General features: G+C 69.2%; 14 protein-coding genes. 8 read left to right on the top strand and 6 right to left on the bottom strand.

Annotation, left to right across the window (positions count from 1 at the left end):
* Positions 1-97 precede the first annotated feature (97 nt).
* Positions 98-1,300, bottom strand: a complete 1,203-nt coding sequence (locus ACIA1L_RS23690) for an arginine deiminase (RefSeq protein ID WP_396075048.1) — start codon at positions 1,298-1,300, stop codon at positions 98-100.
* Between the two features lie 327 nt (positions 1,301-1,627).
* Here ACIA1L_RS23690 and ACIA1L_RS23685 point away from each other — a divergent pair, with 327 nt between their 5' ends.
* The 5 genes from ACIA1L_RS23685 to pheA all read left to right on the top strand — a co-directional run bounded on the left by ACIA1L_RS23685 (position 1,628) and on the right by pheA (position 5,416).
* Entirely contained in the window at positions 1,628-2,365 is a 738-nt protein-coding gene (locus ACIA1L_RS23685) for a hypothetical protein (RefSeq protein WP_396075128.1), read from the top strand.
* Positions 2,366-2,441: 76 nt separating this feature from the next.
* The gene (locus ACIA1L_RS23680; RefSeq protein ID WP_396075047.1) at positions 2,442-2,912 is read left to right on the top strand and encodes a hypothetical protein; all 471 of its coding nucleotides are present in this window, start codon (positions 2,442-2,444) and stop codon (positions 2,910-2,912) included.
* 138 nt (positions 2,913-3,050) lie between these two features.
* On the top strand, positions 3,051-3,440 hold the full coding sequence (locus ACIA1L_RS23675; protein WP_396075046.1) for an ACT domain-containing protein: 390 nt from the start codon (positions 3,051-3,053) through the stop codon (positions 3,438-3,440).
* Between the two features lie 350 nt (positions 3,441-3,790).
* Positions 3,791-4,435, top strand: a complete 645-nt coding sequence (locus tag ACIA1L_RS23670; protein WP_396075045.1) for a hypothetical protein — start codon at positions 3,791-3,793, stop codon at positions 4,433-4,435.
* A gap of 24 nt (positions 4,436-4,459) precedes the next feature.
* A complete protein-coding gene (pheA, locus tag ACIA1L_RS23665) occupies positions 4,460-5,416 on the top strand; it encodes a prephenate dehydratase (RefSeq protein ID WP_396075044.1) in 957 nt (318 codons plus the stop codon).
* 212 nt (positions 5,417-5,628) lie between these two features.
* Here the strand turns inward: pheA and ACIA1L_RS23660 are convergent, their stop codons facing one another.
* From ACIA1L_RS23660 to ACIA1L_RS23650, 3 genes are read right to left on the bottom strand one after another with little or no spacing between them, the layout of a single operon-like run.
* Positions 5,629-6,363, bottom strand: coding sequence for an AIM24 family protein (locus tag ACIA1L_RS23660; RefSeq protein ID WP_396075043.1), 735 nt, complete (start codon positions 6,361-6,363; stop codon positions 5,629-5,631).
* A 53-nt stretch (positions 6,364-6,416) separates the two neighbouring features.
* Positions 6,417-6,779 carry a metallopeptidase family protein gene (locus tag ACIA1L_RS23655; RefSeq protein ID WP_396075042.1) on the bottom strand — a complete coding sequence of 121 codons (363 nt, stop codon included), beginning with the start codon at positions 6,777-6,779 and terminating at the stop codon, positions 6,417-6,419.
* A gap of 49 nt (positions 6,780-6,828) precedes the next feature.
* Positions 6,829-7,257, bottom strand: a complete 429-nt coding sequence (locus tag ACIA1L_RS23650; protein WP_396075041.1) for an OsmC family protein — start codon at positions 7,255-7,257, stop codon at positions 6,829-6,831.
* Positions 7,258-7,390: 133 nt separating this feature from the next.
* On the opposite strand from ACIA1L_RS23650, the gene serS reads away from it, so the two are divergent.
* The 3 genes from serS (at position 7,391) to ACIA1L_RS23635 (ending at position 10,382) form a co-directional block, all read left to right on the top strand.
* Positions 7,391-8,653, top strand: coding sequence for a serine--tRNA ligase (gene serS, locus ACIA1L_RS23645; RefSeq protein WP_396075040.1), 1,263 nt, complete (start codon positions 7,391-7,393; stop codon positions 8,651-8,653).
* 107 nt (positions 8,654-8,760) lie between these two features.
* Positions 8,761-9,573, top strand: a complete 813-nt coding sequence (locus ACIA1L_RS23640) for a Cof-type HAD-IIB family hydrolase (protein ID WP_396075039.1) — start codon at positions 8,761-8,763, stop codon at positions 9,571-9,573.
* Complete coding sequence (locus ACIA1L_RS23635; RefSeq protein WP_396075038.1) at positions 9,573-10,382, top strand: HAD family hydrolase; 810 nt, start codon at positions 9,573-9,575, stop codon at positions 10,380-10,382. The genes ACIA1L_RS23640 and ACIA1L_RS23635 overlap by 1 nt, the downstream gene beginning before the upstream one ends.
* On the opposite strand, the gene ACIA1L_RS23630 is transcribed toward ACIA1L_RS23635, so the two are convergent.
* Both ACIA1L_RS23630 and ddaH read right to left on the bottom strand, forming a co-directional pair.
* Complete coding sequence (locus ACIA1L_RS23630) at positions 10,377-10,943, bottom strand: bacterial proteasome activator family protein (protein ID WP_396075037.1); 567 nt, start codon at positions 10,941-10,943, stop codon at positions 10,377-10,379. The two genes, ACIA1L_RS23635 and ACIA1L_RS23630, sit on opposite strands and share 6 nt — an antisense overlap.
* A gap of 61 nt (positions 10,944-11,004) precedes the next feature.
* On the bottom strand, positions 11,005-11,832 hold the full coding sequence (gene ddaH / locus ACIA1L_RS23625) for a dimethylargininase (RefSeq protein ID WP_396075036.1): 828 nt from the start codon (positions 11,830-11,832) through the stop codon (positions 11,005-11,007).
* Positions 11,833-11,874: the final 42 nt, after the last annotated feature.

The following is an 11,874-nucleotide window of genomic DNA, read 5'->3' as shown; positions in this document are numbered from 1 at the left end:
CAGCACACGGCCGCCTCGGCACCACCGCCACCTCAACCACAACGGCCGTTTCAGCACACGGCCGGGGCTTCGGCGCCGGGGTGGGGCCGCCTGGCGGTTATAGCGGGGAACGTTCGACCGGGCAGGACATGCATCTTGGGCCGCCGCGGCCGGAGCCGAGTTCGGAGCCGCTGATGGCGATGACCTCGATGCCGGCGCGTTCGAGTTGGGCGTTGGTTTCGACGTTGCGTTCGTAGGCGACGCAGAGGCGGGGGGCCAGGGCGAGGGTGTTGTTGCCGTCGTCCCACTGTTCGCGTTCGGCCGTTACCGGGTCGAGGCCGGTGTCGATGATGCGCAGCCGGTCGATGCCCATGGCCTCGGCCGCGGCGATCAGGAAGGGCCGGGCCTTGCCGACCGCAGGCTCGCCGTCTTCGCCCTGGGTCACCGGGTACGCCTGCAGCGTGTCCGCGATGTTCGGGTACATCACGACGGCGTCCACGTCGACCATCGTGCAGACGGTGTCGAGGTGCATCGTGGCGCGCTCTTGGGCGATCGGCACCGCGAGGATGGTGTGGGCGAGGCCGGCCGCGAAGACCCGGCGGGCCAGCCGCTCGGCGCCGGCCGGGGTGGTGCGCTCGCCGACCCCGATCGCCAGCACGTTCGGGGCGAGCAGCAGCACGTCTCCGCCTTCGACGTGTTCGAGGCCGGGTGTGTAGAGCAGCTCGGTGCCCACGAACCGTGGGTGGTACGTGTAGATGGCCTGGGTGAGTGTGGTTTCCCGGCCGCGGGCGGGCATGGCGAGGCTGGTGACGGCGACCCGGTCGCGGATCCACACCGACGAGTCGCGGGTGAACAGCAGGTTGGGCAGCGGGTCGATGACGAAGTCGTGCCGGTCCATCAGCTCGTAGACCAGGCCTCCGGCGCGGCCTGGTCCGGGCTTCACTTCCTCGTGGGCCAGTCCGGCCATCAGGACGTGGGCGAGCTCTACCGGTCCGAGATCGGCGAGATGCGCGGCCACACGTTCCCGGAGTGCGTCGCCGAGGCGGTGGCTTGCCAGGACGCCTTGGCTCAGTTTCTCGCGCGCTTCGGCGACGGCGAGGGTTTCCTCGAGGAGCTTGCCGAGGTAGAGCACTTCGACGCCGCGGTCGCGCAGTGCCTGCGCGAACTTGTCGTGCTCTTCCTGGGCACGACCCACCCAGGGGATGCCGTCGAAGAGCAGCGAGTCGTTGTTGCGCGGGGTCAGCCGGGCGAGTTCCGCTCCGGGCCGATGCAGCATGACGGTGGCGAGCCTGGCGACTTCACTGTCGACGTAAGGAGACACGGGGTCGAGCCTATGACCTTGCCGCCGATCCTGGGCGACGAGGCCATTTTGTCCTTACTGTCCGCATCCGTGCTGTGACCTTGCGCCGAGATCCGAGACATGGATGCGCGACAGTTAAGGCCACGCTAACTTGTTTGAGGACGTTTCGGATCCCAGGGGAGTCCTAGGTCGCGTGATGCACCATACGGAAAAAGAGCTTGTGCGTGAATGCGGCATTCATCCCCACTCATTCCGCTTTCTTTCCGGCGTGATGGCTTGCTTGAGTACCCACTCAGCCACTTACGGTAGTGACAAGAGAGCCCGATGGACCTTTTGCCGGAGGTCGCAGTGACTGTCTTCCCCGCACGCCCCGCCCTGCCCGTTCCCCATCGACCGCACACCCCCGCCATCGACCCCCGCCGCACCGCCCCACCCGCCGCGCTCGAGCCGGTCCGTCCGAGTCCCGTCGAATGGGCCCGCCGCCGCCGCGCTGAACGCGAGGCCCGCCGCCTCGAAGCCGCCGGCGCCCGCGCGCTGACCCGCCTCGACCGGCTCGGCCCCGCCTGGCACATCGTCGACTGGCCCCGGACCGACTCCCCGGGCTACGAGCACGATCCCAGCGACGACCGTGCGGGCTTCCTCGCCATCGGCCCCGGCGGCGTCTACGCCGTCACCGTCGCCGACCACGGTCGCGCCCGCGTGCTCATCGCCGGCGACGTCGTGCAGATCAACGGCAAACGTCCCGCGTACGTCGCCGAGGCGCGCCGCGATGCCCGCCGAGCCGGCCGCGCCATGAGCTCCGCCGTCGGTCTGACCGTCCCCGTGACGCCGGTGCTGGCCTTCGTCGGCAACGGTGTGATCAGCGTGCACGGTCTGCCGAAGGACTGCCTCGTCGCCACCCACAAAGAGCTTGACCGCCTCCTGATCGCCGGCGGCGCCCGCATCTCGCCGGCCACCGCTGGCAAGCTGTCCGCCGTGGCACAACACCCGGCCACCTGGTCCGACGCTCCGTACCGCCCCGCGGGGGACTATCGCTGGTACAGCGGCGACCAAACGGCCACTGACAAGCGCTCGGCCCGCCGGTAACGTTTCCTTCAGTGCACCGCTCTCATTTGCGGTGCACTGCCGGCCGTCCGCCGGTCCGGACATCAGGGAGGTGCGGGTGGCGCACGTCGAACTCTCACTCTCGGGAGCGTTCGTCCCCCAGGCGCGTACGCCGGACGAATCGGAGTTCGTGTCGAACATCGACCGCTGGGCAGCAACGGTGTGGCAGGCCGTGGAGCCTTGCCTCGTGATCGACGTGAGTGCCACCGTCGTCGCCGTGTCCCCCTCCGCCAGCGACCTCCTCGGCCTCGGCAAGGGTGCGGACGTGGTCGGTCGGCCGCTCCTGGGCGGCGAGGGCGCCCTGCGCCTGGTCGACTTCACCGCCGGCGGCGGCGATTTGAGCGAGCAGGAAATCGAGAAGATCCCGCCGCTGCTCGCGCTGTCCTCCGAGCAGCTGGCCCGCGGGCTGATGCGCATCCAGCAGTCCGCCGACGACCGCCACGTCACGGTCGACGCCGTCGCCACGCCGATCTTGGAAAACGCCCGCGTCGTGGCCTCCCTGACGTTCTTCTCCGCGATCCGTTACTGAGCGGCTCCGCGTTACCCGGACCTGCCTGTTCGGCTGCCGGGGCGGGCCAGGCAGCATCGATCAAGCTGGCCGGTCGTGTGGTAATGAACGCACCGGTAACCCCTGGGATGAACGGGGCCGCGCCCGTAGTGTGCCCTTATGCTCGATCTAGACCTGCTGCCAGAGGAGTACGCGGTGTGCCGGCTGCCAGCCGGAACCGCGCTGCCGCCCTCCCTGACCGCCGGTCCGGACGACAAGGGCGTCATCTCGGTGACCTGGTCACCGGACGAGATTTCCATCATCTGCCCGACGATCCGCGTCCCCGAGGACGCCACGGTCGAAGCCGCCTGGCGGTGCCTGCGCGTGGTGGGTCCACTGGACCTCGCCCTCACCGGCGTGCTGTCGTCCCTGGTGGTGCCGCTCGCCGAGGCCCGGGTGAACATCATCGCCTTCTCGACCTTCGACACGGACTACGTCCTCGTCCCGCAGGTACGCCTGACCGAAGCGGTCGACACCCTCACCGCAGCCGGCCACCGCGTCGCTGACTGACCCGACGTCGTCACCACCAGCGGCCTGTCCAAGCGGCCCGACGTCGTCACCACCACCAGCCTGTCCAAACGGCCCGACGTCGTCACCACCAGCAGCCTGTCCAAACGGCCCGACGTCGTCGGCGCACGCCGGGCTGCGATCCGCTGGCAGGCTGCCGCCGGGCTGCGCCGTCTCACCGCCGATGGGGGATCGCAGCACCCGCCCGCCCCGGGTCGACAAAGCGAACGGCGCTGCGCGGTGCGGGAAAAAGTGAACGGCGCTGCGCGGTACGGGAACCAGGTTCCTCGACCTGCGCTGATTGGGATAAATCACGCCAGATCTTTGCCTGCGCGACCCCTACCATGACCCCCGTGCAGGACAGGGGCGGCTGCTGGGGAGAGTTGCAAAGCGCGTTCCGCGCGGCGCTGCTAGGCATCTCGGCGCTGAGCGCGGCAGTGCTGCTCAGCGGATGCGGTAAGCCGCCCGCCCCGCCGGTAACCGCGCCGCCGGTCGGCACAGGCGACCCGTCCCCGAGCAACTCCGCAGGTTCCCCGGTCGGTGTGCCCGAAGCGCCGCCCGGCTTGTCCACGCTGCCGCCTGCCGGGATCCCCACGACCCTGCCAGCCGCGCCGCCCGTGGTTGTCCCGGCCTTGCCACAACCGCCACCAGGCGCCGGAACGACGCCCACGTTCGCCACACCCGTGCCGGCTACCGCACCGCTGTGCGGCAGCGCCGGGCCGGACGGAGCACAGGTCGTCGCCGTGGTGCAGGGAACGACCGGAATACCCGACCGTACGCTCAAGGCGGTTGCGGGGCCGTTTTGCGCGAACGGCTGGCAATTCACCACGATCGACGTCGTCCCGCGGGCTGGAGAGAAGAGGTTCGAGCCCATGTTCGTGGTGACCACCGGCAAGCCCGCCGCGCTGACACTGGTGGAAGCCGGAACCAACGTGTGCAGCCAGCAGGTACGCCAGGACGCTCCCACGGACATCCGCATCCTTGCCTGCGGCGCCTGATCCGCGGGGCCTTAGGGTGGGAACATGCCCGGAATGCCGCCGACCCGATTCGTGTACCTGGGGCCCGAGGGAACCTTCACCGAGCAGGCCCTGCGGATGATCTCCGCCGCCGAGCGCGGTATTCGGACCCCGGCGCGCAGCGTTCCCGAGGCGTTGGAGGCCGTCCGCTCCGGCGATGCCGATGCCGCCCTGGTGCCGCTGGAGAACTCGGTCGGGGGCGCCGTCCCGGTAACTCTGGACGAGCTGAACACTGGCAGCCCCCTGGTCATCACGCGGGAGGTGGTGCTGCCGGTCGAGTTCGTGCTCGCGTCCGCCTCGCTGACGCCGCTGGCCTCGGTCCGTACGGTCGCCGCGCACCCACAAGCCTCCGCCCAGTGCCGCAACTGGTTGCGCACGCACGTCCCTGACGCGGTCGTCGTCGACGTGTTGTCCAACGCCGCGGCCGCCATCGCTGCCGAGGCGGCCGAGGTGGACGCGGCGATCTGTGCGCCGGTCGGGGTTCCACGGCACAACCTCAGCGTGTTAGCCACCAAGATCGCCGACCACCCGGATGCGGTGACCCGGTTCGCCCTGCTCTCCCGGCCCGCACCACCCGCGCCGCCCAGCGGGGACGACATCACCTCGTTGGCCGTGATGATCTCGCATGACCGGGTCGGCGCGCTGCTCTCCGTGCTCACCGAGCTGGCCGTCCGGGGCATCAACCTGTCCCGGATCGAGTCCCGGCCGACCGGCGAGCAGCTGGGCGTCTACGTCTTCTTCCTCGACTGCACCGGCCACGTCGCCGAGCCCCGGATGGGCGAAGCGTTGCAGGGCCTGCGCCGGATCTGCGCGGAGGTCCGCTTTCTCGGCTCCTATCCGCGCCACCGCTGGTCCCCGCACTCGCAGGCAGAGCCGGCAGTGTCCCGCCCCGGCCTCACCAACGCGGACTTCGCCGACAGCGCCGCCTGGCTCGCCCGGCTCCGCACCGGCGAATACGCCTGACCGTCAGGCGACTGTGAAGGGCCTCCCCACCACCGGCAGTGCCACCGCCGGTGTTGATCTTCAAAGGCTGGACATTCACGCAGAGTGAAGGGGCCGGAGATCCGCCCATGAGCCGCTAGGCGATTGGATTTCCGGCCCCGGCTCGGCGGGAGCGGCGGCTTGCACCACCCACCGAGCTACGACATATAGATTTTGATCTTGAAGCCGCGGAGTCAGTGACCCAACAGGTTGCCGATGATGCCGCCCTGCTGCTGCTGGCCCTGGGCGGCGCCGGCGAGGCCGCCCGGCGGTTCCTCCGAGGGCTGAACGACGACGAAGCCTTGGCCGGAGAAGGTCATCGTGAAGCGCTCGCCGGTGCTGCGGCCGAGCAGCGTGCCGAGGCCGAACTGCTCGGCCTGGTGGTAACCGGTCTGCAGGTTGGCCGACCAGCAGATGGCGGCCTGCGGGTCCACGTAGGTGGGCTGGTCGACGGTCAGCACGACCGGGGTGCCCTTGGTCGTTACCGCGATCCGGCCGTGGCCGGAGAAGACGCAGTTGAACAAGCCGGCATTGGACAGCGCGCCCGCACCCTGCACCATCTTGATGTCGTAGTTGAGGGTCGAGTCGAAGGCGAGGACGTTGGCGCCGTTGATGGAGAGGCCGTCGCCCGGTTCGAGGTCGATGAGGTGGATGTCGGCGGCGTTCTCGGCGAGGAAGACGTCGCCGTGGCCCTTGATCTTCATCAGGGGTACGCCCTCGCCGGTGAGCTTCTGCTTGAGGAACTTGCCGAGGCCCCCGGAGCCGAGCGCCTCGAACTGGACCTGACCCTGGTAGGCGACCATGGAGCCGACGCGAGCCATGAACTCGCCGTTCAGTTCCGCCTTGAGCAGCTTGGAATTCTGGAGTCGCAGGCCCGGCTGAGACGATTCCTTTTCGAGGTTGTCGGCCGAGAACAGTTCGCTGCGCATGAAGGTCCTCCTGTAGGCGTTGACTCTCAGAGAGTAAGGCCGACCGGCAACTTTCAGCCCCAACCCAGCTCATGAAGCCGCTGGTCATCGATGCCGAAGTGGTGGGCGATCTCGTGCACGACGGTGATGGCGACCTCTTCGATGACATCGTCCTCGGTGTCGCAGACGGCCAGGGTCGGCAGCCGGTAGATGGTGATCCGGTCGGGCAGCACGCCGGCGTAGTCCCAGCCGCGGCTCGTCAGGTCGGTGCCTTCGTAGAGGCCGAGCAGGTCCAGGGTGCCGTCGGGCGGCAGGTCCTCGACCAGGACGACCACGTTCTTCATCTCACGCATCAGCTCGGCGGGCACCTCGTCGAGGGCGTCGCCGACCAGTTCCTCGAAGCGTTCACGGCTCATCTCGACCGACACGCGGCCCATTGTGCTCCACCCGGCTGCAAGCCCGAGTGGAGCACAAGGAACAGGAAACTCAGGAGAGCGTCGCGCGCAGGGTGATCTCGGCGCCGGGGGAGAGCAGGCGGGAGATCGGGCAGCCCTCCTTGGCCGCCTCGGCGACCTTCTGGAACGTGCCAGCGTCCACGTTGGGGACGTCGCCGACGGTGTCCAGCTCGATGCGGGTGACGCTGAAGCCGGCGTCGGTCTTGTCCATGTGGACCTTGGCGGTGGTCTCGACGGAGTTCGGGGTGAAGCCCTCGTCGGAGAGAGCCTTCGAGAACGCCATCGAGAAGCAACCCGCGTGCGCGGCGCCGATCAGCTCCTCGGGGTTCGTTCCCTCGCCCTCCTCGAAGCGGCTCTTGAAGGAGTAGTTCCCCTCGTAGCCGCCTTTGCCGGTCTTGATGGTCCCCGAGCCGTCGGTCAGGTTGCCCGACCAGCGGGCGGAAGCAGTGCGAATAGGCATGCCCAGAACGCTAGTCCATGTCGGCCGGGGGTGGCCGGTTGTCCACAGGCACGCCGCCGGCGGACGAAGATCCCTTCGGGCTCACCGTGACCCCGTCATAAAGCGGTCGCCACCGCCGGTAGGCTCAACAATCGTGATTGACCTGCGATTGCTGCGCGAAGATCCCGAGCTGTTCCGTGCCAGCCAGCGGCTGCGCGGCGAGTCTCCCGACAAGGTGGACGAGCTACTGCGCGCCGACGAGGAGCGGCGGGCGGTCACCCAGCGCTTCGAGTCCGCACGCGCGGAGCAGAAGACCCTCGGCAAGCAGGTCGCGAAAGCCTCCGGTGACGAGCGCACGGCCCTGCTCGCCCGCACCAAGGAGCTGGCCGCTGAGGTGAAGTCGGCCGAGGCCACCACGAGCGAGGCGGACGAGGCGCTGCGGCGCGCGCACCTGGCAATCCCCAACCTGGTGCAGGACGGTGTGCCGGCGGGCGGCGAGGACGATTTCGTCGTGCTGCGCGAGGTCGGCGAGACCCCCAAGATCTCCAATCCGCTCGACCACCTGGAGATCGGCGAGGCGCTGCGCGCGATCGACACCGAGCGCGGCGCGAAGGTGTCGGGCTCGCGGTTCTACTTCCTCACCGGCGTGGGCGCGCTGCTCCAGCTCGGCATGCTGCAGATGGCGATCGCGCAGGCGGTGGAGCACGGCTTCACCCCGTCGATCACGCCGTCGCTGGTGCGGCCGGAGTCGATGGAGGGCACCGGCTTCCTGGGCAGCCACGCCAGCGAGATCTACCGCCTGGAGGCCGACGACCTCTACCTCGTGGGTACGTCGGAGGTGCCGCTGGCCGCGTACCACTCGAACGAGATCATCGACCTGAACGGCGGCCCGGTGCGGTTTGCGGGCTGGTCGTCGTGTTACCGGCGCGAGGCCGGCTCGTACGGCAAGGACGTCCGGGGCATCCTGCGGGTCCACCAGTTCGACAAGGTGGAGATGTTCTCCTTCTGCAAGCCGGAGGAGGCCGAGGCCGAGCACCGCAAGCTGCTCGCCATGGAGGAGGAGATGCTGGCGAAGGTCGAGATCCCGTACCGGGTGATCGACGTGGCCGCCGGTGATCTCGGGTCGAGCGCGTCGCGCAAGTACGACTGCGAGGCCTGGGTGCCGTCGCAGAGCCGCTACCGCGAGGTGACGTCGACGTCGAACTGCACCACATTCCAGGCTCGGCGGCTGAACATCCGCTACCGGGACGCTGACGGCAGGCCGCAGACAGCCGCGACGCTGAACGGCACACTGGCGACGACCCGCTGGCTGATTCCGATCCTGGAGAACCACCAGCAGCCGGATGGTTCGGTGCGCGTGCCCAAGGCGCTGCAGCCGTACCTGGGTGGCCGCGAAGTGCTCGAACCTGCCCGCTAACCGGGAATACACCGTCCGGCTACCAATTGTCATTGCTGCTGGTAGCCGGGCCGGTGTAGCGTTTTCCTTCCGCCCTCCGCGGGGGTTACCCACCCTCGGAGGTTCTGATGGCCGAGCCCGGACTGCCGAAGCTCATCGCGACCGACCTCGACGGGACCCTCGTCCGCAGTGACGACACGGTGTCCGCGTACACCCACGAGGTGTTGGACCGGGTCCGCGCCGCCGGCATCCGCATCGTCGGTGCCACCGGCCGCGGGCCGCGGCTCACCGAGCTGACCCGTCATGACATCCGCGCCGCCGATTTCCTCGTGCTGGCGCAGGGTGGCTGGGTCGTCGACCAGAACGAGAACCAGCTGCTGCGCAGTGCCCGGCTGCCCGGCCGGGACCTGGCTACCGCGTTGCAGGACATCGAGGCCGAGGTCGGTCCGCTGTCGGTGATGGTGGAGGCGCTGGAGCACGACGACGCCCCGCTCTGGGGCGACTACGACCCGACCTGGCGCTATCCGGTAACGGTCGAGCCGCGCACCCGGACCGAATGCGTCACCAGTGACGTGATCAAGGCGTTCGCCCGCTCCTTCGACCGGGACGTGGACGACCTGCTCGCCGCGGCCCAGCGCATCGTCCCGCCGCACGTCGCGACGGTCACCCAGGCCGGCCTGAACTACATCGAGATCTGCCCGCCCGAGGTCGACAAGGGCACCGGCCTGGCGGTGGTCGCGCAGGCCGTGGGCGTGGACCCCGCCGACGTGCTGGTGTTCGGCGACATGCCCAACGACCTGCCGATGTTCGCCTGGGCCGGGTGGAGCCGCGTCGCGGTGCGCAACGCTCACCCGGCGCTGCTGGCCGTGGCCGACGAGGTGACGCTCACCAACGACGAGGATGGGGTGGCGGTCTATCTCGACCGGCTACTGTCGAGGTGATGCATGCGCCATTTCGCCTCGTCGCTTCGGACATCGACGGCACCCTGATCCGCGCTGACGGCACCCTCAGCCCCCGTACCATCGACGTCCTCGACCGGCTGCAGGACGGTGGCGTGCCGGTCGTGCTCGTCACTGGCCGCCCGGTGCGCTGGCTGCGCCAGCTCTATGACCAGATGGCCGAGCCGCTGCCCGCCGTCTGCGCCAACGGCGCCGTGGTCTACGACCCCGACACCGACGAGATCCTGCGGGCCGCTCCGCTCTCCGTCGAACTCCTGCTCGACGTCACCCAGCGGCTGCGCGAGGCCGTGCCCGACGTCGCCCTCGCGGTGGAGGTCGAAGACGGCAGAAGCTTCATGTACGAGGAAAAGTGGCCGTTGCGTTGGGACGGCGAGCACCAGGCCGTACGCATGCTGTCGTCGCCGGAGGAACTGACCACGGTCCCGGCGGTGAAGCTGCTGGCCCGCTCCGCGCAGCACGGCCCGGACGAATTCGCCGAGCTGGTGAGTCGCACCCTGGGCGAGTCGGCCGTGGCGACCCACTCCTCGGAGTCCGCGCTGGTGGAGATTTCCGCGGCGGGCGTGACGAAGGCGGCCGGCCTGGCCTGGGTGTGCGAGCGCGAGGGCATCGATCCGGCCGAGGTGGTGGCCTTCGGTGATATGCCGAACGACCTGCCCCTCCTTGCGTGGGCAGGCCGTTCCGTGGCGATGGGCAACGCCCACCCCGCCGTCAAGGAGGTCGCCGACGAGGTGGCGCTCACCAATGACGAGGACGGCGTCGCCGCCTATTTGGAAAAGCTGTTCGAGCTATAGGTACTGGCCGCCGCCCGGCCCGTCGCCGCCCGGCCCGGGCATGCCGGGAATGATCCCGTGCGGGCCGGCGGGCAGCGCGGGACGGCCCTGACCGCCGCGCATCTGCTCGAGCTGCAGCCGGGCCGCCATCTGCTGCGCCACCAGCGCCGCCTGGATGCCGTGGAACAACCCCTCGAGCCAGCCGACGAGTTGGGCCTGAGCGATCCGCAGCTCGGCCTCGCTCGGCGTGGCCTCCGCGTCGAACGGCAGCGAAAGTCGCTCCAGCTCCTCCTGGAGCTCCGGCGCGAGGCCGTCCTCCAGCTCCTTGATCGAGCGCTCGTGGATCTCGCGCAGCCGGCCTCGGCTGGCCTCGTCGAGCGGCGCCGCGCGGACTTCTTCGAGCAGCTGTTTGATCATGCTGCCGATCCGCATGACCTTGGCGGGTTGCTCGATCAGGTTGCCCGGCTCCTCGGCCGTCATGGTGCCGTCGGATTCCACGGTGCCCATCGGGCGGCCGTCCGGGCCCACGACGATGACGGAGCCGTCTTCCTTCTTGTCCTCGGTACGGGTGTCGTCGCTCATGCGATCCATCTTGCCTCGCGGGAACCACCGGCTCCCACGAGGCCCGACTCCGCTATGGCTGTTACGGACGCAGCTCGGCCACCGCGCACTTGATGCTGCCACCGCCGCGCTTGAGCTCGGCGAGCTCGACGTAGACCGGGTTGTAGCCGGCCGCGCGGACCTTCTCGCCCAGCGCTGTCGAGTCGGTGTTCAGGATGACGTTCTTGCCATCGCTGACCAGGTTGAGCGCGAAAGCCTCGGCGTCGGCGCGGTCGGCGATGATCGCGTCCGGGAAGAGCTGTGCGAGGACCCGCTGGGAGGACTCCGAGAAGGCCTCCGGGAAGTAGACGATGTTGTCGTCGTCGAGCGCGGCGAGGGCCACGTCGAGGTGGTAGTAGGCCGGGTCGACCAGCTTGAGGGAGATCACCGGGCGGCCGAGCACCTCCTGCGCCTCGGCGTGCGCAGCCGGGTCGGTCCGGAAGCCGTGACCGGCCAGGATCAGGCCGCCGTGTGCGTTCGGGACGTAGGCGAAGTCGCCCTCACCCTCGTTGACGTGCACCGGGTCGGCGAAGGTCCACGGGCCGCTGACGTAGAAGTCGCGGTGGGCGGCAGCCTCGTCGGCCCGCTGCGGGTACTTGAACCGGGCGCCGTAGACCTTGCCGTCGACCGAGAAGGCACCGTTGGCGGCGAAGACCATGTCGGGCAGGCCGGCGACCGGCTCCAGGACGTGCACGGTGTGGCCCAGGTCGGCCAGCGTGTCGCGGAGCAGGGTCCACTGCTTGAGCGCCAGAGCGGTGTCGACCGGGACAGTCGTATCCATCCACGGGTTGATCGCATACTCGACCGTGAAATGCTCGGGGGGACACATGAGGAATGTCCTGATTCGCGGCAAGCGCTCCGTGTAGCTCATGTTGTAAAGGGTAGGTACGCTGGGACAACCGAAACAGCTCTA

It is taken from the genome of Actinoplanes sp. NPDC051859 (genome assembly GCF_044452725.1).
GTDB lineage: Bacteria > Actinomycetota > Actinomycetes > Mycobacteriales > Micromonosporaceae > Actinoplanes.
The sequence above is the reverse complement of the archived record's forward strand: the minus strand, read 5'-3'. Positions and strand labels throughout refer to the sequence as shown.